The following is a 22649-nucleotide window of genomic DNA, read 5'->3' on the forward strand; positions in this document are numbered from 1 at the left end:
CGATCCCGGCGACGTCGCGGACTGGATGATTCTCGACAGTCAGCGCCCCGGCAGCCTGCGCTCGTAGCTCGGCGCATGGCCGAACTGCGCGCGGTAGGCCTTGCTGAAATGGCATGGCGAATGAAACCCGCAGACCGTCGTCACGCGTGCGATCGACGCATCGGTCGTGCGCAGCAGGTCGCGCGCGCGTTTCAGGCGCAGCGTCAGGTAATAGTGGGTCGGCGACACGTTCAAATACACCTTGAACATCCGCTGCAGGTGCCGCTGCGACAGCCGCACGAGCCGCGCGAGTTCCTCGAGCGACAGCGGCTCCTCGATGTTCGCCTCCATCAGCCGCACGACCTCGATCAGCTCCGCGCGCGAGAAGCCGACGCGCGCATCGACCGGAATCGGCTGCGTATCGGTCGAGCTGCGGATGCGCTCCAGGATGAACTGCTCGGATACCTGCGCGGCCAGCTGCTGGCCGAACCGCATGCCGACGAGGTTCAGCATCAGGTCGAGCGGCGCGGTGCCGCCGGTGCAGGTCAGCCGGTCGCGGTCGACGACGAACAGTTCGTCGGCGAACCCGACCTGCGGAAACTCGGCATGCAGCGACGACAGGTTCTCCCAGTGCACGGTGCAGCGATAGCCGTCGAGCAGCCCGCTCGACATCAGCGCATACGCGCCCGTGCAGATGCCGCCGAGCGGCAGCCCGCGTTCGGCAAGCGCCGCGAGCGTATCGCGCGCTCCTTCGTCGACCACGTCGCGGATGCGGATGCCGCCGCACACGATCATCACGTCGGGCAGCTTCGTGTAGTCGAGCGCCTGCGTCGGCCGTACCGCGATGCCGTTGCTGGCATGCACCGGGCTGCCGTCGAGCGAGTAGATCGACCACTGGTAGTGATCGGCCCGCCCGACGTAGTTCGCCATCCGAAGCACTTCGACAGCGCTCGAGAACGCGATCATCGAGAAGTTCGGCAGCGTCAGGAAGCCGAAATGGGCGAGGGACGAAACCGGTGAAACGCAGGCGGCGGGCGCGACAGCGACGGCGGACGTCACATCGGTCTCCTGGCGACAAGGTTGCAGGGGGCCACCCCCGCGGCCGAAACCGCGGAAGTCGTTTTCTATCGTCAAGGTAAGCGGCCGGGGCTTCCGGCCGCCGGAGGTCAGGCCTGTGCGGGTGAAGCCTTCACGCGAAACAGCTGCTTGAGGCCCGAGAACAGCGGCGCCTTCACGGTGCCCGGCGCGCGGCCGAAGCTTTCGGTGATGCGGTCGAGAATGATCGCGAGCAGCACGACCGACAGGCCGCTTTCGAAACCGAGGCCGATGTCGAGGCGCTGGATACTGGCGAGCACGTCGTTGCCGAGGCCGCCCGCGCCGACCATCGACGCGATGATCACCATCGACAGCGCCATCATGATCGTCTGGTTCACGCCCTGCATGATCGACGGCAGCGCATTCGGGAACTGCACCTTGTACAGCAGCTGCCACGGCGTGCAGCCGAAGGCCTGGCCGGCTTCGACGATCTCGCGGTTCACGTGGCGGATGCCGAGGCTCGTCAGGCGCACCGCCGGCGGCATCGCGAAGATCACCGTCGACAGGATCCCCGGCACGCGGCCGAGACCGAACAGCATCGCGGCCGGAATCAGGTAGACGAACGCGGGCATCGTCTGCATCAGGTCGAGGATCGGGCGCACGATCGCGGCGACCCACTTGCTCTTCGCGGCCCAGATGCCGAGCGGGATGCCGAGCACGAGGCTGATGATCGTCGACGACAGCGTGAGGCCGAGCGTGATGACGGTCTGGTCCCAGAAGCCGGTCGCGAAGATCAGCAGCAGCGACGCGGTGGTGAACAGCGCGAAGCGCCAGCCCACCCGCCACAGCCCGACGCCGATGAAGATCGCCATCATCAGCCACATCGGGATCGCCTGCAGGCCATGCTCGACGAAGGCCGCGAGCCCCTCGATCGCTTGACCGATCGCGTCGAACGTCTTCGCGTCATGGTCGAGCAGGTAGTGAACGGACTGGTCGACCCAGGTACCGAGCGGAATCATTTCAGACATGGGAGCCTCGCGAACGCGTGATGGCCTTCAGGATGAGCGCACGATCGACCGAGCCGCAGTAGCAGCCGTCGTCGTCGACGACAGGCAGTGCATTCGGGCTCGCGACCACGCGCGCGACGACATGTTCGAGCGACGCATCGCGCCGGATGCTTTCGATCGGGCTCACGGACGGCGTGTCCTGACCGATCGCATCGCGCGTGACGAAGCCGCGGATCTTGCGTTGCGCGTCGAGCACGAACGCATAGTCGGCACTGCCGTTCAGCGTGGCCGCGACGTTCGCGGCATCGCACTTCGACACGATCGGCACGGCGCCCGTCTGCATCAGGTCGCCGGCCGTGAGGTAGCGGCTGGTGTCGATGCCGTCGAAGAACGCGCGCACGTAATCGTCGGCCGGGTTCGCGATGATGTCCTGCGGCGTACCGACCTGCACGAGCCGGCCGCCTTCCATGATCGCGATGCGGTTGCCGATGCGCAGCGCCTCTTCCAGGTCGTGCGACACGAACATGATCGTGCGGCGCTGTTCCTTCTGCAGTTGCAGCAGCACGTCCTGCATTTCGCGGCGCTTGAGCGGATCGAGCGCGGAGAACGCCTCGTCCATGATCATCAGCGACGGGTTCACGGCCAGCGCGCGGGCGAGGCCCACGCGCTGCTGCATGCCGCCCGACAGCTCGGACGGCAGCTTGTGCGAGAACGGCGCAAGGCCGACCTGCTCGAGCACTTCCATCGCGCGGCGCTCGCGTTCCTTCTTGCCGACGCCCGCGACTTCCAGGCCGAACGCGGCGTTCGACACCACGGAGCGATGCGGCATCAGCGCGAACGACTGGAACACCATGCTCATGTCCTTGCGGCGCAGCGCGGTCAGCGCCGAGCGGCGCGCCGACGCGACGTCGAGCCCGTCGATCATCACCTTGCCGGCGCTCGGATCGACCAGCCGGTTCACGAGGCGGATCAGCGTGGACTTGCCGGAGCCGGACAGGCCCATCAGCACGAAAATTTCGCCTTCCTGCACATCGAAGGAGACGTTGTGCACGCCGACGACCTGGCCGGTGCGCTTGAGCACGTCGTCCTTCGTCGCGCCGGCGGCAAGCATGTCGAGCGCCTGCTGCGGGTTACTTCCAAACACCTTGCACAGACCTTCGACCACGACCTTGGGGGCATCCATCGAAACCTTCTCCTCGTGTAGCGGGGACTCACGTATGTCATAGCGTGCCTACATAGTTGCCAGAAAAAACCCCGACCTGCCGACGAATTACGACAAACGCTTGCGCAAATACGACACGGCCTCCAGCCCCGCCGGGCGGGCCGCGGCGCGTGGCGGCACGCGATTGCGGCGGTGCAATACGCGCACGGCCAGCAACGGCGGGCATCGCGCGCCGGACTTGTGCGCAGCAGCGTCGCGCATATCGCGTCGTTTTTTGCGCGAATTCGCATCGGGCGCGCGTCGCTTTACGACAATTCCACGTCCGATCCCGCGGCCATATGGCCTGACAAATGCGCACACGGCATTCACCGATAAAAAGCATGACCGTGCAAAAAGCCGCACGACGACACCGGCAGGTGCACGCCGCGATACCACGCCAACCCGGAAAATCCCCGACAGCCGCTGTGATACATTCCCCGCCAACAGGCTGATTGCACCGCAGGCCGCCATGCAGCGGCCGCCTTCAGCCGTGCATGCCGGTTCGCCTGCCGGCCATGCCGACACCGCCTCGACCGGCATACGTCCGATCGCAGGCCGATAACGATACGAGAGAGGGAGCAAGGCGAGATGAACTGGGCTTTTACCGCAATCGGCTTCGTCGTGGGCGGGATTGCCGCATTGATCGGGGATTTCTCCGCCGTCAACGGCGCCGTGCTCGGCGCCGCGATCGGGTTCTGTCTCGATCACACGCTGCAACAGCGCAAGCGCAAGGGCAAAGGCGCGGCACCCGACACGTCCGCGGTGCAGGCGCCGCCCGCCCAGCCGCCGGTTCCGCTCGCCGATCGCGTCGCGCGGCTCGAAGCCACCGTCGAGACGCTGACACGTGAAGTCGCGTCGCTGCGCGGCCAGCTGGCCGGCGCGAAGGCCGGCTCGATCCCGACCGCGGCGCCGGCGCACACGGCCGCAGGCACCGCATCGGTGTCCGCTGCCCCGTCCGCGATCTCATCCGCCCCCGTCCCGCCTTCGGCCGCGCTGCCGCCACGCCCGCCAGCCCAGCCGGCCGCCGCGCGCGCGGACGCACCGGCGTCGCTATCGGCACCGGCTCCTGCGCCAGCCCCGGCGCCGGTTCGCACCGCCGCGCCGGTACCGGTACCGGCCGCGCCCCACGCGACTGAAACGCCTGCCGCTACGGCCCCCGCACCGTCGGTTCCCCCCACGCCGCCCAAGCCGCGCGAGCCCGACATCGTCGAGCGTGCATTCCGCGCCGCGCGCGACTGGCTGCTCGGCGGCAACACGGTCGTGCGCGTCGGGATCGTCGTGCTGTTCTTCGGGGTCGCGTTCCTGCTCAAGTACGCGGCCGACAACAACATGCTGCCGATCGAATTCCGCCTCGCGGGCACCGCGCTCGCCGCGGCCGCACTGCTCGCGACCGGCTGGCGCGTGCGTGCGCGCCGCGCGGCGTACGGACTCGTGCTGCAGGGCGGCGGCGTCGGCATCCTGTACCTGACGATCTTCGCCGCGACCAAGCTTTACGCGCTGCTGCCCGTCGGCGCCGCGTTTCCGCTGATGGTCGCGGTATGCGCGCTGAGCGCGTTCCTCGCGGTGCGGCAGAACGCGCTGCCGCTCGCGTTCATGGGCACCGCGGGCGGCTTTCTTGCACCGGTGCTGCTGTCGACCGGGCACGGCAACCACGTCGCGCTGTTCAGTTACTACGCACTGCTGAACGCGGGCATCTTCGCGATCGCGTGGTTCAAGGCCTGGCGCCCGCTGAACCTGCTCGGCTTCGCGTTCACGTTCACGATCGGCTCCGCGTGGGGCGTGACGGCCTATCGCCCCGCGCTGTTCGCGAGCACCGAGCCGTTCCTGATCCTGTTCTTCCTGATGTATGTCGGCATCGCATTGCTGTATGCGGTGAAGCGCGAGCTCGCGCTGCGGCACTACGTCGACGGCACGCTCGTGTTCGGCACGCCGATCGTCGCGACCGCGCTGCAGGCGTCGCTCGTGAAGGACATGCCGTTCGGGCTCGCATGGAGCGCCGTCGCGCTGTCGGCGTTCTACGTCGTCGTCACCGCATGGCTCGCGCGGCGCCGCGACCGCCTCGCGCTGCTGTTCGAATCCACGCTCGCGCTCGCGGTGATCTTCGCGACGCTGGCCGTGCCGCTCGCGTTCTCCGGCCCGACGACCAGCGCCGCGTGGGCGATCGAAGGCGCGGCCGTCGTCTGGCTCGGCGTGCGCGAGAAGCGCATGCTGCGGTTCGGCTTCGGGCTGCTGATGCAGCTCGCCGCGGCCGGCGCGTTCTTCACGAGCCTGCTCGGGCCGGCCGACGCCACCGCGCTGCCCGTGCTCAACAGCCCATACATCGCGATGCTGCTGATCGCGCTCGCCGGCCTGTTCACTGGGTGGTGGCTGCACGGGCGCGCGGAAGCGCGCGCGTGGCATGCATGGATGCCCGAGATCGGCGCCGCGGCAGCCGCGTGGGGACTGCTGTGGTGGGTCAGCGGCGGGCTGCACGAGATCCTCGTCTACGCGAGCCGTCACGTCGACCTGCATGCCGACCGCTTCGTCGTCGATTCGACCGCGCTGTTCGCGGCCGGCACCGCGTGGCTTGCGCATGTCGCGCGCCGCCGGCTGGCGTGGCCGCTCGCCGAATGGCCCGCGCTCGCGTTGACGCCCGTGCTGGCACTGCTCGCGCTGCGTGCGTTCGATGCGCATGAAGCACCGCTGTCGGGGATGGGCGCGTTCGCGTGGCCTGTCGCCGTCGGTGCCGGCCTCGCACTGCTGTGGCGCCAGGCGCGCGGCACGGCAAACGCCGATCCCGCAAGTGGCACGACGCCCGGCACCGCGCCCGGCCTCGTGCAAGCCGTCGCTGCACGCATCATCGCGCCGCTGCACACGCTGACGTTCTGGACCCTGTGCGGACTGCTGTCGCTCGAAGGGTTCTGGCGCCTGCGCACGTTCGTGCCCGAAGGCGCATGGAGCTGGAGCGCATGGGCCTACGGTTTCGGTGTGCTGCTCCTGCTGGTGTCGGGCCCCGGCTCGCGTCTGCGCTGGCCCGTCGCGGCGTTCCCGCGTGCTTACCAGGTGTGGGGCGCGGCACCGCTCGCCGCGCTGCTGTGGCTGTGGAGCATCGCCAGCGTGATCAGCGACGGCAACGCGGCGCCGCTCTTCTGGCTCCCGCTGCTCAACCCGCTCGACATCGCGCAGTGCCTGGTGTTCGTCGCGTTCACCGTATGGCTGCGCCGCCTGCGCGCGCTCGGCATCGCATGGCATCCGCGCATCGTCGACTACGCCGCGATCGCCACCGTGTTCCTGTGGTTCAACGCGCTGATGCTGCGCACGTTGCATCACCGCTTCCACATGACCTACGACATCGACACGGTGCTGTCGTCGTTCGGCATCCAGCAGGTGTTCATGGTCGGCTGGAGCCTGTTCGCGTTCGCCGGGATGTGGCTGACGCGCCGCGACGGCATCGCCCGCGTGTGCGCGCTCGCGTCGCTGCCGCTCATCGTCGTGATGTGGGTGTGGACCTTCTACGCGAACTTCACGCAGGACGGCGGCAGCTGGGCGCGCGTGCCGCTCTTCAACCCGCTCGACCTCGTGCTCGCGGTCGTCTATGCGCTCGCCGCGTCGTGGTTCGTGCGCGCACGCAAGCTCGGCTGGTCGTTCGGCAACCATCGCGTCGAGCTGCTGAGCGCGGCCGGGGCGACCGCGTTCCTGTGGCTGAACGCGATCCTGCTGCGCACGCTGCATCACTGGGCCGGCGTGCCGTACGAACTCGGCGCGATGGCGGAATCGACGCTCGTGCAGGCGTCGGTGTCCGTGTACTGGACGCTCTGTGCGCTCGCGATCACGATCTGGGCCACGCGCCGCGGACTGCGACCGCTGTGGTTCGTCGGCGCCGCATTGCTCGCGCTCACGGTCGTCAAGCTGTTCCTGTTCGACCTGTCGCACGTGACCGGCATCGAGCGCATCGTGTCGTTCATCGGGATCGGCGTGCTGCTGCTATTGATCGGCTATTTCTCGCCGCTGCCGCCAAAGGCCGCCGCGCAACAGGACGGCCTGCAATGAAACGACTCGCCGCGCTGCTCGGGTTGAGCCTGCTCGCGTCGTTCGCGGCGGCCGACGGCCCGCCCGCGCAGCGCTTCTCGCTCGACCTCGACGGCACCGCCGCGTATTACCAGCTCACCGTGCCGCAGCCGGTTTATGCGGCGAGCCGGCGCGACGATCTCGGCGACGTGCGCATCTTCAACGGCGCGGGCGAGCCGGTGCCGTATTCGCTCGACGCGCCCGCGGCCGCCGCGCCCGCCGTACCGCCGACGCGCACGCCGGTGCACTGGTTCCCGCTGCCGCCCGCCCGCGCCGACAACGGCAGCGCGCCGCTCGGCGTGACGGTCGGCCCGGACGGCGCGCTGCGCGCGGGCGTCGCCGCACCGGCGCGCGCAAAGCACGGCGCGGATCTCGTCGACCTGTCGCATGCGGACGGCGACATCGACGCGCTGCTCGTACACGTGGGCGACGACAGCTACCAGGGGCGTGTCGCCGTCGAAGCCAGCGACGACCTGCGCAGCTGGCGCTCGCTCGGCAGCACGCAGTTGCTGAAAGTCGGCCACGGCGACGACATGCTCGTGCAGGAACGCATCGCACTCGAAGGCGCGGCACCGCGCTACCTGCGGCTCGACTGGCTCGACGGCGCGCCCGCGATCGCGTCGATCGACGTCGAGACGCACCCGCGCGATACGCGTGGAACCGACACCGCGTCCGTGCCGCGCCAATGGCGCAACGCCATGCGCGTGCGGGCCGGCGGCACGCCCGGCGAGTACCTGTTCGACACCGACGGCGCGTATCCGGTCGACCGCGTGCGCATCGACCTGCCGCAACCGAATACCGTCGCGCGTGCGACGCTGCAGAGCCGCGCCGACGCGCAGGCGCCGTGGCGCGACGTCGCGGGCGCCGTGCTGTTCCGGCTGCAGGGCAAGGCCGGCGAGCAGCGCAATCCGCCGCTCGAGTTCGCGGCGAATACGGATCGCACGTGGCGGATCGTCGTCGACATGCGCAACGGCGGATTCGGCAGCGGCCAGCCGGCCGTCGTGATCGGCTGGCATCCGGCCGCGCTGACTTTCGTGGCGCGCGGCGCACCGCCGTTTACGCTCGGCGTCGGCGATGCGTCGCTCGTGTCGTCGGCCGTCGGACGTGACGCGCTGCTGGTCGGCATGGCCCCCGAAGTGCGGCCCGCGCGCGTCGGCGCGGCGTTGCCGGTATCGGCGGTCACGCCGGCGCCGGCCGCCGATACGGACGCGCCGCGCCGCTACGTGCTGTGGGGTGCGCTGGTCGTCGCGGTCGGCGTGCTCGGCACGATCGCGTGGCGCCTCGCGAAAGGCGGCGGCGAGTCGAGCGGCCGCGACGAGTGATGCGGCGCGGCCGCGTCGGGCTTCGATCGCCACGCAATCAGTGTGGCCGGCGCACGCGGGTTGATGCAGGTGCGGCCCGCCGCCGAACGCGATCTCGTCGCGCAGGTGAAGAACCTGTCCGATCCGGCCACCGACGTGCGGATCGGTGCGGCCATCTCGTGAAGGTGCGCGTCAGGGCATAAAAAGCGCGTAAACGTCCGTTTCGCCGCGGCGCGGCGGGGGTGTCTCGAGGGCCGTACACGAGCGGGAGCGCCACACTCCGCTCATTCGGCGTTTACGCGGCAAAACAGGAGCAGGAACCGGAGCAGGGCGTTCAGCCGAAGGTGTAGCGCCCGTGCTGACGCGGGCGCCACGGCGACGAGCGGCAACTCGCGGCACCGGCCGCACGTCGCGCCGCCCAGCCAGCGCCACGCCGCACATACCGATCGCGCCGGACCAGCGCGGCCACGCTCGACGGCAATGCATGAGCAACACGCCGTACGGCCGCCATGCGCGCGGCCATGCGCGACGCCGGTGACGCCGACAACACCCGGCGCGCGACATGCGCGACGGGCCGCTTGCAGAGGATCGCGCTGTCGTAACGCTTGCCGTCGAAGCGCATCACGTCGACGACGTCGAAACCCTGCGAGCCGTAGAACGCGAGCAGGTGCGAAGCGGGATGCGGCGTATCGAGCGCGAGCAGCGTGTAGCCGCGCAACGCGGCCCACCGCTCGGCGAACGACAGCAGCAACGCGCCGATCCCGCGGCTCTGGCAATCGGGGTCCACCGCCACCTGCCGTACGCTCGCGACGCCTTCGCGCCGGTACAGCGGGCAGGCCGACGACGGATCGGTCGCATACAACGTGGCCGTGCCGATCACGCGCCCGCCGCACACGGCGACGTAGCACTCGCCCGCTTCCGCGCGACGGCGCGTGACGGCCTCGTCCTGGTCGACACACGTACAGTTGAGCCCCATCGCGCCGAGCCGCGCGAACGCGCGATGCAGCATCTGCGTGAGGTGGGCATAGCTGTCGAAGGCCGGATCGAAACGCCGCACGATCACCCGGTCGGCGCACGCGGAAGGCGGCGCGGCTGGCGTGTGTTCGGCGATCGCGTTCCAGGGTATCGACATTGCCATGCTCCGTGGTTGGGATGCCCGAAGTCTATGAGCGCGCCGACGGCCCCCGCAAGAAAAAATGTCGTAAAAGTTTGGGGACGTGCGTGCGGAAGAAACGGTTGCGACGGTGCACGCCGCGGCGTCGCGTGCGTCACTGCGAACGCATGACGGCACACCGATCGTTGCGCACGCAAGCAATGCATCGAGCGCGACGGCGTCGATCGCCGGCGCGCGCCGTTGACACATGCCGCAGCGCCATCCACACTCGCCGGATTCTCTTCGCTCCGGGCGCGCCCATGATCACCTGCTTCCTTCGCTACGTCATCGATCCGTACAAGCTCGACCAGTTCGAAACCTACGGCAAGATGTGGATTCCGCTCGTCGAGCAGTTCGGCGGCACGCATCACGGCTACTTCCTGCCGTCCGAAGGGGCAAACAACATTGCGCTCGCGATGTTCTCGTTCCCGAGCCTCGCCGAATACGAGCGCTACCGCGAACGCTCGATGGACGATCCGGCCTGCCAGGCCGCGTTCCGCTACGCCGAGGAAACGCGTTGCATCGTCAGCTACGAGCGCAGCTTCTTCCGGCCGGTGTTCGAATAACGGGCCACGGCCCGGCGCATCGCGCCCCTTTTCCTGACCGGGACGAAAAAAAGCCCCGCCTGCATCCGCGCGGCGGGGCCAACCCATGTCAGTAGAGACATCATGGAGGAGACGGGCCCATCTTATCGACCGCGGCCGGCCAGCCCAACCAAGCATTTCTGCTATCGATCCGTGCGGCCGCGCACACGATTGCCCGTGCCTCCCGGCATATCGATAGAACGAAAAGTCGTTTTCAGAGTGGCGGCGGGGTCGTTACCATCTGGTTTTTAAGCCTGTGCTTAGCCGGGCAAGCCATCCCCAAGGAGCGCCCCTTGACTGCATTCGATCAACACCGCCGCCCGTTCGTCGTCGGCATTGGCGGTACCACCCGCGCAGCGTCGTCGACCGAACGCGCGCTGTCGTTCGCGTTGCGCGGCGCGCAGGCAGCCGGCGCACGCACGCGCCTGTTCGACGGCCCGTTCCTGCATACGCTGCCGCACTACGCCCCCGAACACAAAACGCTGACCGACGCGCAGCGCGAACTGATCGACGCCGTGCGCCAGGCCGACGCGATCATCATCGCGACGCCCGGCTATCACGGCGGCGTCTCCGGCCTCGTGAAGAACGCGCTCGATACGCTCGAGGAACTGCGTGCGGACGATCGGCCCTATCTCGACGGACGCGCGGTCGGCCTGATCGTCACCGCGTACGGCTGGCAGGCGGCGGGCACCGTGCTGACGTCGCTGCGTTCGATCGTGCATGCACTGCGCGGCTGGCCGACGCCGTTCGGCGCGACCGTGAACACGCTCGAAACGCGCTTCGACAGCGCCGACAGCTGCTCGGATCCCAAGGTCGTCGCCCAGCTCGAGACGGTCGGCACGCAAGCGGCCGAGTTCGCGCTTGCGTTCGCGTCGCATCGCGCGGCCTCGCATGCGGCATCGGTCGATGCGCTCGCGCCTGTGCTGAAGATCGCCAACCAGTAATTTCCCCGCCTTCCACCGCCCGCGCCCGGACGACCCCGTTCGTCGGCGCGGGCGGTGCACATTCGGACGAACGGCCACGCGCCGTGCACGCCGACGCTGCTCCCCGGTCGCCCTTTCCCCGTACCCCGCGCCGATAACGATTCGGCCCGCCGCGTGATTTGCATTGGCCGAAAGATTGGTTCACGCGGCCGGCGGGTTTTCGTACGCTGAACATCCGAACTTTCTCCGCGCACGCCATGAACCGTACGATCCGCTACAAGGGCTACGAAGTCGCCCCCGCTGCCGCCCGGTTGCCGAACGGGCTGTTCGCCGCCAACCTGACGATCGCGAAGGCAAGCAGCGGCCCGTCGCCGCGCTCCGTGTCGTTCGACGCGATCGATTTCTTCTTCGAGGAAGAACACGCGCTTGCCTACGCGTCCCGCTGGGGCCGCCTCTGGGTCGACACGCACGCGTGACGCACGCCTGGCCGGCGTGCACATGGCCGCTCGAAAATACGCGATTACGGAAGCTATGCAAGAATCTTTCGATCCGTAATCGCACAACAATAGCCATGAGTGACACGCTGCAGGAACAGCACGCAGCCGCAGATCACGCAATGCGCAACTGGACCTTCGAGAGGCAAGGTCCGGTCCGGATCGGTTCCGATGCGCACATGCAGATGTTCTGCCGCATGCTGCTCGACACACACAACCCGTACAAGCCGGCGGTCATCGACTGGCCGGCGCTCAAGCCCGCCGAGCTCAAGCGGCTCACGTCGCTGCCGATCTGGGACATCGCGGTGCAAACCGAAGGTCGTGCATCGATCCGCGTCGCAACCTATGCGGCGACGGTCGGCAATCCGCTGCTGCGCCGCGCGCTCGAGATGGACGGCGGCGAGGAAGCGCGCCACAAGGTCGTGCTGTCGAAGCTCGTCGAGGCATACGGCATCCGGCTCGCCCCCGAGCCCCCCTACCCGGCGCCGAAGGATCCCGAGTGGTCGTGGATGGTCACGGGCTTCAGCGAATGCATCGACAGCTTCTTCGCGTTCGGCCTGTTCCGCTCCGCGCAGCGCTCCGGTTATTTCCCGCCCGAACTCGTCGACACGTTCGAGCCCGTGATCCAGGAAGAAGGCCGCCACATCCTGTTCTTCGTGAACTGGTACGCGTGGTACTGGCGCAGCCTGACGTGGTGGCGCCGGCCCTGGTTCTTCGCGCGGGTCGCGGCTGTGTGGGTGCATTTGATCCGCGAGCGCATCGGCATCGCGCGCGGGATCGACGCCGACGGCGTCGCGCGCGACGCGAACTTCCCGGCGACGAACACCGCCGACATCGGCGAAGCGCTCAAGCCACGCGAGCTGATCGAACTGTGTCTCGCCGAGAACGATCGGCGGATGGCCGATTACGACAAGCGCCTGCTGCGTCCGTTGTTCGTGCCGCGTATGGCACGGCTCGCGCTGCGGTTTCTCAAGAAGTAAGGCAACCGCTCCGGGCAAGGGCCCGGTTGCCCGGTTGCCCGGTTGCCCGGTCGAGCATCCTGGCAACCGGGCGTCGGCCATCATCACGTCCGGGCCGGCTGAATGCCGGCCGGAGCCGACAGGTGGCAATCGCATCGTCCGCATCCGGGCGCGCAGCAGCGCAATGCGCAACGATACGCAGTGGTCGACGCATCCGTTCTGCTCCGTACTCCACGCCCCGCGTCCCGTTCACACCTCGATGCGCGTTCGTCACGCTTTGCATGGCGAGCGGCATCGGTCGGGCTACCCGGCCCACCGCCCGCTCGACGTCGCCACATCGCCGCATCGCCGCATCGCCACATCGCCACATCGCATGCGGTGTGAAACCTCACCGGCCTGAATCCACCTGCCAGATGTGGCGCACCCGACACATTCACTCACGCCCTTTTTTCTTCGGCGCCTCGGGGCGTGCGGACAAATTGTCACACCCAGGATTTAACAATTCAGGAGGCGTCGGCCAGCGGCTTTAACACCCGGCCGCCAGCACGCGCAAAACGGGAGCGGGTAATGCCTCCCGGACGGGTTCGCCTCGGCGCCAAACCCCACACGAATGTCAACATCAACGAAATAGTCAATAGGACAAATTCGAAATACGAATGACGACCGGCCTGCCCATCGCCCTGTAGCACTTTTTTACAAATTCGACGAGCCATCCCGCCCGGAACGCCCGTCACACGGGCCATTGCAGCGAACGAAATGCGCATATCAGCACAGCCAGGCATTCTTCATTTTGAATTAAATTGATTTACAGACAATCCAATAAATCAATCAGAAATCGACAAGCAAATCACGAATTAACAAATTAACGAGATGGATATCTCATTATCCCGCAACGCACCCCTTCACATTACAAACAAGAAAGGAAGGCTTCGCTCGCAAACGTTTGCTATTTCAATTTCCTTGCTTTCGCCCCAATCACATCTGTAATACACCGCACAAAACACACATAACTCTTTGATTTATATGGAAAATATGTAATGCCCATCGAGAGACTACGATCCTACATTTTTCATTCTTACGTCTTACAAATTCATTCCTTATTGATGCATCAAAACACCGACCATTAACCATCCTTTAACTTTTCAAACACGACATTTATCACTTTTTAGCAATCTAAAAAATCCTCCTCCAATAAACTCCGCCCATCAATTTTGAGATTCGCGCGAGCGCACGGAGCATTCCTCTAACAAAAGAGACCGGTGTGTGGCGTGCACATTTGGAGGTAGCAGGACATGAACCGCACATACCGCTCGATCTGGAACGAAGCCCTCGGCGCCTGGGTCGCTGCGTCTGAACACGATTCGGCACGGGGCAAGCCGAACAAGTCGGCTGTCGTGAAGGCCGTCGCAGCCGCCGTGCTCGTCGCGGGGGCAGGCGTCGGCAACGTTGCGCATGCGCAGTACAGCGCCGGGGGCGGGAACGCGACCAATGCAACCTCGATTGCCATCGGCGCCGGCTCCAGCGGATTCACCGTTCCCGGCCAGAGCCCGACCGCCTCCGCCGCCGGCGCGGTCGCCATTGGCGCGAACTCGCCGACCAATACGGTCGCCACCGCATCGAATGCAACGGCATTCGGTACCGGCTCCTCGGCCACCGCGACTGCGGCATCTGCGTTCGGTCAAGGTACGTCGGCAACCGGTAATTTCGCGACCGCCGTCGGCAGCGGCACGAAAGCAACCGCCAACTACGCAACCGCCCTCGGCAGCACCAGCGCGGTCAACGGCATCCAGACGCAGGCATCCGGCGTCGGCTCGACCGCAATCGGCAGCAACGCCACCGCAGGCGCACAGGCGGCCGCACAGGATTCGATTTCGATCGGCGGCCAATCGTCGGTCACCTCCAGCGCAACGTCCGGCATCGCGATCGGCCGCGGTGCGACGACCAACGGCGCATACGGCATTGCACAGGGCGATGGAACCATTTCCGGCGCAACCGGCCAGAACGTCGCGATCGGTTCGTCGGGTACGACGGCCAACAGTGGTAGCGCGAACGGCGGCGCGGTGGCAATCGGCCGCGCTCAGAGCGTGAGCGGCGACGGCGCCGTCGGGATCGGCAACGGCAACTCCGCATCGGGCACCGGTTCGGTCGCCATCGGCAACACCGCCACCGCAACCAACAGCTCGGTTGCGCTTGGCAGCTCGGCCAGCGCCACGGGCACGAACGGCTCGATCGCCATCGGCAATTCCTCGACCGCGACGGGCACCGGCGCGATCTCGCTCGGCAACGTCGGCAGCTTCGCCGCAAAGTCGCTTGCCAGCGGCACCGATGCGCTGGCGCTCGGCAACGGCTCGACGGCCAGCGGCACCGCCGGCGCGGTCGCTGTCGGTGCGGCAGCCGTGGCGTCCGGTACCTACGGGACGGCGCTCGGTTCGAATTCGACCGCAAGCGTCGCGAACTCGGTCGCCCTCGGCTACAACGCCGTGACGAGCAGCCTGTCGACGTCGACGTCCGGCGGCACCACGACCGTCAGCAGCGCCACGATCGGCGGTCAAACGTTCGGCAACTTCGCGGGCTCCGGAGCGGCTGGCGGTGTCGTCAGCGTCGGGCAGGCCGGCTTTGAACGCCGCGTCCAGAACGTTGCCGCTGGCCTCGTCAGCGCAACCAGCACCGACGCCATCAACGGCAGCCAGCTCTACTCGGTCGCGAGCACGACGACGTCGAGCATCACGAGCCTGTCGACGTCGGCTTCGACCGGCTTGTCGTCGGCGAATAGCTCGATCACGTCGCTGTCGACCTCCACGTCGACGGGTCTGTCGTCGGCCAACAGTTCGATCGGCTCGCTGTCGACTGGTCTCTCGTCGACGAAAAGTTCGATCACTTCGCTGTCGTCCTCGACGTCGACGGGTCTGTCGTCGGCCACCAGCTCGATCGGCTCGCTGTCCACCGGTCTCTCGTCGGCCAACAGCTCGGTCACCTCGCTGTCGTCCTCCACGTCGACGGGTCTGTCGTCGGCCACCAGCTCGATCGGCTCGCTGTCGACCGGTCTCTCGTCGGCCAACAGCTCGGTCACCTCGCTGTCGTCCTCTACGTCGACGGGTCTGTCGTCGGCCACCAGCTCGATCGGTTCGCTGTCGACCGGTCTCTCGTCGACCAATAGCTCGGTCACCTCGCTGTCGTCCTCCACGTCGACGGGTCTGTCGTCGGCTAATAGCTCGATCGGCTCGCTGTCGACCGGTCTCTCGTCGGCCAACAGCTCGGTCACTTCGCTGTCGTCTTCCACGTCGACCGGCCTGTCGTCGGCTAATAGCTCGATCACGTCCCTGTCGACTTCGACCTCGACCGGTCTGTCGTCGGCCACCAGCTCGATCGGTTCGCTCTCGACCGGCCTCTCGTCGACGAATAGCTCGGTCACTTCGCTGTCGTCCTCCACGTCGACCGGCCTGTCGTCGGCCACCAGCTCGATCGGCTCGCTCTCGACCGGCCTCTCGTCGACCAACAGCTCGGTCACGTCGTTGTCGTCCTCCACGTCGACTGGCCTGTCGTCGGCTAATAGCTCGATCACGTCCCTGTCGACTTCGACCTCGACTGGCCTCTCGTCGGCCACCAGCTCGATCGGTTCGCTCTCGACCGGCCTCTCGTCGACGAACAGCTCGGTCACTTCGCTGTCGTCCTCCACGTCGACCGGCCTGTCGTCGGCTAACAGCTCGATCACGTCCCTGTCGACTTCGACCTCGACTGGCCTCTCGTCGGCCAACAGCTCGATCGGCTCGCTGTCGACCGGTCTCTCGTCGACGAACAGCTCGGTCACTTCGCTGTCGTCCTCCACGTCGACCGGCCTGTCGTCGGCTAATAGCTCGATCACGTCCCTGTCGACTTCGACCTCGACTGGCCTCTCGTCGGCCACCAGCTCGATCGGCTCGCTCTCGACCGGCCTCTCGTCGACCAATAGCTCGGTCATCTCGCTGTCGACCTCCACGTCGACCGGCCTGTCGTCTGCCACCAGCTCGATCGGTTCGCTGTCCACCGGCTTGAGCACGGTCTCGACGAAGACAGACAACCTCGGTAGCAGCACGGCCTCGGCACTTGGCGGTGGCTCGACGTATGACCCGACAACCGGCAAGGTCTCGGCCCCGTCGTACACCACGTACAACTCGAACGGCACGACGTCGACCGCCAACAGCGTCGGCTCGGCAATCGACAGCATCAACAGCCAGGGCATCAAGTACTTCCACGCGAACTCGACCGGCGCCGACAGCACCGCGACGGGCACCGACGCCGTCGCCATCGGCAGCGGCGCCATCGCCAGCACGAACAATTCCGTCGCGCTGGGCGCCGGCTCGAAGGCCGACGCCGCGCCCGTCGGCACGAGCAGCGCAACCGTCGGCGGCGTCACGTTCGGCGGATTCGCAGGCACCACGCCGGTTGGCACCGTTAGCGTCGGCAGCGCCAACAACGAGCGGCAAATCACCAATGTCGCCGCCGGCCAGGTAACGTCGACCAGTACCGACGCGATCAACGGTAGCCAGCTTTATTCCGTCGCCCAACAGGTCGGTACCGCGACCAGTGCCATTTCGTCGCTGTCGACTTCGACCTCGACGGGCCTGTCGTCGGCTAACAGCTCGATCACGTCGCTGTCGACTTCCACGTCGACCGGCCTCTCGTCGGCCAATAGCTCGATCACGTCGCTGTCCACGTCGACCTCGACCGGCCTCTCGTCGGCCAACAGCTCGATCACGTCCCTGTCGACCTCGACGTCGACCGGCCTCTCGTCGGCGAACAGCTCGATCACTTCGCTGTCGACTTCCACGTCGACGGGCCTGTCGTCGGCCAATAGCTCGATCACGTCGCTGTCGACTTCAACCTCAACGGGTCTGTCCTCGGCTAACAGCTCGATCGATTCGCTGTCGACTTCGACCTCGACGGGCCTCTCGTCAGCTAACAGCTCGATCACGTCCCTGTCGACCTCGACGTCGACCGGCCTCTCGTCGGCGAACAGCTCGATCACTTCGCTGTCGACCTCGACCTCGACGGGTCTCTCGTCGGCCAACAGCTCGATCACTTCGCTGTCGACTTCAACCTCAACGGGCCTGTCCTCGGCTAACAGCTCGATCGATTCGCTGTCGACTTCCACCTCGACGGGCCTGTCGTCGGCCAATAGCTCGATCACGTCGCTGTCGACTTCGACCTCGACGGGTCTCTCGTCGGCCAACAGCTCGATCACGTCCCTGTCGACTTCAACCTCGACGGGTCTGTCGTCGGCCAACAGCTCGATCGATTCGTTGTCGACCTCGACGTCGACCGGTTTGTCGTCGGCTAACAGCTCGATCACCTCCCTGTCGACCTCGACCTCGACCGGCCTCTCGTCGGCCAACAGCTCGATCACGTCCCTGTCGACTTCAACCTCGACGGGTCTGTCGTCGGCCAACAGCACGATCACCTCGCTGTCGACCTCCACGTCGACCGGTCTGTCGTCGGCCAATAGCTCGATCACGTCGCTGTCGACCTCGACCTCGACGGGTCTGTCGTCGGCTAACAGCTCGATCGATTCGCTGTCGACGTCGACCTCGACGGGCCTGTCCTCGGCGAACAGCTCGATCACATCCCTGTCGACTTCGACCTCGACGGGTCTGTCCTCGGCCAACAGCTCGATCACGTCCCTGTCGACCTCGACCTCGACGGGTCTGTCGTCGGCTAACAGCTCGATCGATTCGCTGTCGACGTCGACCTCGACGGGCCTGTCCTCGGCGAACAGCTCGATCACGTCGCTGTCGACCTCGACCTCGACGGGCCTCTCGTCGGCTAACAGCTCGATCACGTCGCTGTCGACCTCGACCTCGACCGGCCTCTCGTCGGCCAATAGCTCGATCGATTCGCTGTCGACTTCGACTTCGACCGGCCTGTCCTCGGCGAACAGCTCGATCACGTCCCTGTCGACTTCCACCTCGACGGGTCTGTCGTCGGCGAATAGCTCGATTACCTCGCTGTCGACTTCGACGTCGACCGGTCTGTCGTCGGCTAACAGCTCGATCGATTCGCTGTCGACCTCGACCTCGACTGGCCTCTCGTCGGCCAATAGCTCGATCACGTCGCTGTCGACTTCGACCTCCACGGGTCTGTCGTCGGCTAACAGCTCGATCGATTCGCTGTCGACGTCGACCTCGACGGGCCTGTCCTCGGCGAACAGCTCGATCACGTCGCTGTCGACCTCGACCTCGACCGGCCTCTCGTCGGCCAATAGCTCAATCGATTCGCTGTCGACCTCCACGTCGACCGGTCTGTCGTCTGCTAACAGCTCGATCACCTCGCTGTCGACCTCGACCTCGACCGGTCTGTCGTCGGCCAATAGCTCGATCGATTCGCTGTCGACCTCCACGTCGACCGGCCTCTCGTCGGCCAATAGCTCGATCGATTCGCTGTCGACCTCCACGTCGACCGGCCTCTCGTCGGCCAATAGCTCGATCACGTCGCTGTCGACCTCGACCTCTACGGGTCTGTCGTCGGCTAACAGCTCGATCACGTCGTTGTCCACGTCGACCTCGACGGGCCTCTCGTCGGCTAACAGCTCGATCACGTCGCTGTCGACTTCGACCTCGACCGGTCTCTCGTCGGCCACCAGCTCGATCGGCTCGCTGTCGACCGGCCTCTCGTCGACCAACAGTTCGGTCACCTCGCTGTCCACGTCGACCTCGACGGGTCTGTCGTCGGCCAACAGCTCGATCACGTCGCTCTCGACTTCGACGTCGACCGGCCTGTCGTCGGCTAACAGCTCGATCGATTCGTTGTCGACCTCGACCTCGACCGGTCTGTCCTCGGCCAACAGCTCGATCACCTCGCTGTCGACCTCCACGTCGACCGGTCTGTCGTCGGCCAATAGCTCGATCACGTCGCTGTCCACGTCGACGTCGACCGGCCTGTCCTCGGCTAACAGCTCGATCGATTCGCTGTCGACCTCGACCTCGACCGGCCTCTCGTCGGCCAACAGCTCGATCACGTCGCTGTCCACGTCGACCTCGACGGGTCTCTCGTCGGCCAACAGCTCGATCACGTCGTTGTCGACCTCGACCTCGACGGGCCTCTCGTCGGCCACCAGCTCGATCGGCTCCCTGTCCACCGGCCTGAGCAGCACGAACAGCTCGATCACGTCACTGTCGACTTCGACCTCGACCGGCCTCTCGTCGGCCACCAGCTCGATCGGCTCCCTGTCCACCGGCCTGAGCAGCACGAACAGCTCGATCACCTCGCTGTCGACCTCGACCTCGACCGGCCTGTCGTCGGCGAACAGCTCGATCAGCTCGCTGTCGACCTCCACGTCGACCGGCCTCTCCTCGGCCACCAGCTCGATCACGTCGCTGTCCACGTCGACCTCGACCGGCATCAGCTCGTTGTCCACCGGCCTGAGCAGCACGGACAGCACGATCCTGTCGCTGTCCACGTCGACGTCGACCGGTATCGGCTCGCTGTCCACCGGCCTGAGCAGCACGAACAGCAACGTGGCCTCGCTGTCGACTTCGACCTCGACCGCGATCAACGCCGCGAAGACGCACTACTACAGCGTCAACGACAACGGCACGCAGCAGGCCAACTACGACAACACGGGCGCCACCGGCACCAACGCCCTCGCCGCCGGCGTGAACGCCAGCGCGGCAGGCGCGAGCAGCGTGGCAGTCGGCGACGGTTCGAACGCGCAGTCGGCAGGCGCGGTCGCGATCGGCCAGAACGCATCGGCCACGGGCGGCAAGGCCGTGTCGATCGGCTCCGGCAACACGGCCACCGGCGACGGCGCAGTCGCGATCGGCGACCCGAGCATCGCGACGGGTACCGGCGCGGTCGCACTGGGCGCGAACGACACGGCGACCGGCAACGGCGCAGTGGCGCTCGGCAACGCGAACACCGCAACCGGTGCCAGCGCGCTCGCCCTCGGCAGCTCGAACCAGGCCACCGCGGACAACACGATCGCGCTGGGCAACCAGTCGACGGCCAGCGCCGTCGGTGCACAGGCCTACGGCTCGAGCGCCACGGCCAGCGCCGCCGACGCGCTCGCCCTGGGTTCGAACGCCACCGCGAACGTCGCCAACTCGATCGCACTCGGCGCGAATTCGGTCACGGCCCCGGCCGTCGGTACCTCCAGCGCCACGATCGGCGGTGTCACGTACTTCTTCGCGGGCAGCTCGCCGGTCGGCGTGGTGAGCGTCGGCGCACCGGGTGCGGAACGCCAGATCACGAACGTCGCCGCGGGCCGGATCTCGGCCAGCAGCACGGACGCGATCAACGGCAGCCAGCTCAACGCGACGAACAACGCGGTCAACGCGCTGTCGACGTCCACCGCATCGAACGTCGCGTCGCTGTCGACCGGCATCAACTCGCTGTCGACGGGCCTGAGCACGACGAACAGCAACGTGGCCTCGCTGTCCACGTCGACCTCGACCGCGATCAACTCGCTGTCGACCGGCCTGAGCACGACGAACAGCAACGTCAACTCGCTGTCGACGTCGACCTCGACGGGCATCGGTTCGCTGTCCACCGGCCTGAGCACGACGAACAGCAACGTGGCCTCGCTGTCGACCGGCGTGAACAACATCAACAACACGTTGAACCAGCTGTCGACGACGATCAACAACAACACGACGCGCACCGCCAACAACAACGGCGTCGCGGCCGACATGAACGGCAAGGGCACCGACGTCCCGACCGTCACCGCGGGTTCGAACTCGGTGGCGATCGGCGCGAATTCGAACGACGGCGGTCGCTCGAACGTGGTGTCGGTCGGCAGCGACACGCAGCAGCGCCAGATCACGAACGTCGCGCCGGGTACGCAAGGCACCGACGCGGTGAACGTGAACCAGCTGACGCAGGTGCAGACGACGCTGTCGACGGCACTGTCGGGCCAGCAGGCGCAGATCAACTCGCTGGGTTCGCAACTGCAGCAGACCGACCAGATGGCGAAGCAGGGTATCGCGGCCGTCGGCGCGATGGCATCGATCCCGCAGCTCGATCGCGATGCCAACTTCGGGATGGGCGTGGGTACGTCGACCTTCCTCGGCCAGAAGGCGATGGCGGTCAACATGCAGGCGCGCATCACGGAGAACCTGAAGGCGTCGATCAACGGCGGCTTCAGCGGCGGTCAGAAGGTGATCGGCGCCGGCATGCTGTACCAGTGGAAGTAACGCGTCGCGCCGCCAGGCCGCCCGGCTCGCCAGCCGGACGGCCCGCGGCGGCCCCGACGGCCGGACGAGCCCGCCGCGCACCCCGTGGCGGGCTTCAGTCAACCCAAGTTTTGAGGATGTAACCGTGAACAAACTCGCTCTTGCGCTCGCGCTTTCCGCAACGGCCCTCGCCGCGTGCTCGACCGCATCCGGCCCGACCTTCAGCGCCTCCGAACTGCAGCCGCGCGACGGCGTGCGCACCTTCCAGGTGGACTGCCACGGCCTGCTGTCGGGCCCAGAGACCTGCATGAAGGCCGCCCGCAAGATCTGCGGCGAAGAGCCCGTGCGCGCTGTCGACTCGGCCCGCGCGCTGCGCGACAAATCCGATCCGGCCACGCTGATCTTCCAGTGCGGCGCGGCACCGGCCGAAGCGGCCCCGGCCGCCACGCCGGCGCCGGCGGCTGCCGTCGTCGAACAGGTCAACCTGTCGGGCGACGCGCTGTTCGCCACCGACCACGCGACGCTCGCCCCGACCGCGCGCGAATCGCTCGACCGTTTGCTGAGCGAGCGCGCCGACCACACGTACTCGCAGGTGAGCGTCACCGGCTTTACGGATTCGGTGGGCAGCGACGACTACAATCTCGCGCTGTCGAAGCGCCGCGCCGAATCCGTCGCGGCATACCTGAAGGCACACGGCCTGAAGACCGATTCGCTGACGGTCTCGGGTCGCGGCAAGGCCGACCCGGTCGCGTCGAACGCGACGCCCGAAGGCCGCGCCAGCAACCGCCGCGTCGAAATCCGCCTGCAGCACTGAGCGGGCCGC

General features: G+C 66.9%; 12 protein-coding genes and 2 pseudogenes. 9 read left to right on the forward strand and 5 right to left on the reverse strand.

All coding sequences use genetic code 11. The annotated features are described in order from the left end of the window. Nucleotides 1–39: 39 nt before the first annotated feature. The 4 genes and pseudogenes from AB3K92_RS20850 to AB3K92_RS20865 all read right to left on the reverse strand — a co-directional run bounded on the left by AB3K92_RS20850 (nt 40) and on the right by AB3K92_RS20865 (nt 3762). A complete protein-coding gene (locus AB3K92_RS20850) occupies nt 40–1038 on the reverse strand; it encodes a GlxA family transcriptional regulator (RefSeq protein WP_042978246.1) in 999 nt (332 codons plus the stop codon). Between the two features lie 107 nt (nt 1039–1145). Further along, nucleotides 1146–2042: a choline ABC transporter permease subunit gene (gene choW, locus AB3K92_RS20855; protein ID WP_021163994.1), complete on the reverse strand. Its 897-nt coding sequence runs from the start codon at nt 2040–2042 to the stop codon at nt 1146–1148. Further along, nucleotides 2035–3326: pseudogene (locus AB3K92_RS20860) on the reverse strand (glycine betaine/L-proline ABC transporter ATP-binding protein); the annotation flags it as partial. The gene choW and the pseudogene AB3K92_RS20860, both read right to left, overlap by 8 nt. Next, nucleotides 3292–3762, reverse strand: a complete 471-nt coding sequence (locus tag AB3K92_RS20865; protein WP_369465804.1) for a hypothetical protein — start codon at nt 3760–3762, stop codon at nt 3292–3294. The gene AB3K92_RS20865 and the pseudogene AB3K92_RS20860, both read right to left, overlap by 35 nt. 48 nt (nt 3763–3810) lie before the next feature. Between AB3K92_RS20865 and AB3K92_RS20870 the strand changes: the two genes are divergently transcribed. The 3 genes and pseudogenes from AB3K92_RS20870 to AB3K92_RS20880 form a co-directional block, all read left to right on the forward strand. Next, entirely contained in the window at nt 3811–7251 is a 3441-nt protein-coding gene (locus tag AB3K92_RS20870) for a DUF2339 domain-containing protein (RefSeq protein WP_369465733.1), read from the forward strand. Then, nucleotides 7248–8591, forward strand: a complete 1344-nt coding sequence (locus AB3K92_RS20875; protein ID WP_124469826.1) for a DUF3999 domain-containing protein — start codon at nt 7248–7250, stop codon at nt 8589–8591. The genes AB3K92_RS20870 and AB3K92_RS20875 overlap by 4 nt, the downstream gene beginning before the upstream one ends. 27 nt (nt 8592–8618) lie before the next feature. Beyond that, a pseudogene (locus AB3K92_RS20880) lies at nt 8619–8753 on the forward strand (transglycosylase SLT domain-containing protein); the annotation flags it as partial. A gap of 151 nt (nt 8754–8904) precedes the next feature. Here AB3K92_RS20880 and AB3K92_RS20885 read toward each other — a convergent pair. Continuing rightward, nucleotides 8905–9702, reverse strand: a complete 798-nt coding sequence (locus AB3K92_RS20885; RefSeq protein WP_369465734.1) for a GNAT family N-acetyltransferase — start codon at nt 9700–9702, stop codon at nt 8905–8907. Between the two features lie 281 nt (nt 9703–9983). Between AB3K92_RS20885 and AB3K92_RS20890 the strand changes: the two genes are divergently transcribed. From AB3K92_RS20890 to AB3K92_RS20915, 6 genes are all read left to right on the forward strand, one after another. Then, on the forward strand, nt 9984–10289 hold the full coding sequence (locus AB3K92_RS20890) for an NIPSNAP family protein (RefSeq protein WP_021157098.1): 306 nt from the start codon (nt 9984–9986) through the stop codon (nt 10287–10289). 311 nt (nt 10290–10600) lie between these two features. Further along, on the forward strand, nt 10601–11251 hold the full coding sequence (locus AB3K92_RS20895; protein ID WP_027790596.1) for an NADPH-dependent FMN reductase: 651 nt from the start codon (nt 10601–10603) through the stop codon (nt 11249–11251). A gap of 236 nt (nt 11252–11487) precedes the next feature. After that, complete coding sequence (locus tag AB3K92_RS20900) at nt 11488–11706, forward strand: hypothetical protein (RefSeq protein ID WP_021157097.1); 219 nt, start codon at nt 11488–11490, stop codon at nt 11704–11706. 95 nt (nt 11707–11801) lie between these two features. Further along, nucleotides 11802–12704, forward strand: a complete 903-nt coding sequence (locus tag AB3K92_RS20905; RefSeq protein WP_369465735.1) for a ferritin-like domain-containing protein — start codon at nt 11802–11804, stop codon at nt 12702–12704. 1271 nt (nt 12705–13975) lie between these two features. Further along, entirely contained in the window at nt 13976–21847 is a 7872-nt protein-coding gene (locus AB3K92_RS20910; protein ID WP_369465801.1) for an ESPR-type extended signal peptide-containing protein, read from the forward strand. Nucleotides 21848–21971: 124 nt separating this feature from the next. Continuing rightward, nucleotides 21972–22640 carry an OmpA family protein gene (locus AB3K92_RS20915; protein WP_021164373.1) on the forward strand — a complete coding sequence of 223 codons (669 nt, stop codon included), beginning with the start codon at nt 21972–21974 and terminating at the stop codon, nt 22638–22640. Nucleotides 22641–22649 lie beyond the last annotated feature (9 nt).

The organism is Burkholderia sp. Bmkn7, from assembly GCF_041103175.1.
Taxonomy (GTDB): domain Bacteria; phylum Pseudomonadota; class Gammaproteobacteria; order Burkholderiales; family Burkholderiaceae; genus Burkholderia; species Burkholderia cepacia.

Coding starts and splice junctions, on each gene's coding strand:
- choW (WP_021163994.1), bottom strand. CDS start 2,042: ATGTCTGAAATGATTCCGCTCGGTACCTGGGTCGACCAGTCCGTTCAC.
- AB3K92_RS20865 (WP_369465804.1), bottom strand. CDS start 3,762: ATGCCGGTCGAGGCGGTGTCGGCATGGCCGGCAGGCGAACCGGCATGC.
- AB3K92_RS20870 (WP_369465733.1), top strand. CDS start 3,811: ATGAACTGGGCTTTTACCGCAATCGGCTTCGTCGTGGGCGGGATTGCC.
- AB3K92_RS20875 (WP_124469826.1), top strand. CDS start 7,248: ATGAAACGACTCGCCGCGCTGCTCGGGTTGAGCCTGCTCGCGTCGTTC.
- AB3K92_RS20885 (WP_369465734.1), bottom strand. CDS start 9,702: ATGTCGATACCCTGGAACGCGATCGCCGAACACACGCCAGCCGCGCCG.
- AB3K92_RS20890 (WP_021157098.1), top strand. CDS start 9,984: ATGATCACCTGCTTCCTTCGCTACGTCATCGATCCGTACAAGCTCGAC.
- AB3K92_RS20900 (WP_021157097.1), top strand. CDS start 11,488: ATGAACCGTACGATCCGCTACAAGGGCTACGAAGTCGCCCCCGCTGCC.
- AB3K92_RS20905 (WP_369465735.1), top strand. CDS start 11,802: ATGAGTGACACGCTGCAGGAACAGCACGCAGCCGCAGATCACGCAATG.
- AB3K92_RS20910 (WP_369465801.1), top strand. CDS start 13,976: ATGAACCGCACATACCGCTCGATCTGGAACGAAGCCCTCGGCGCCTGG.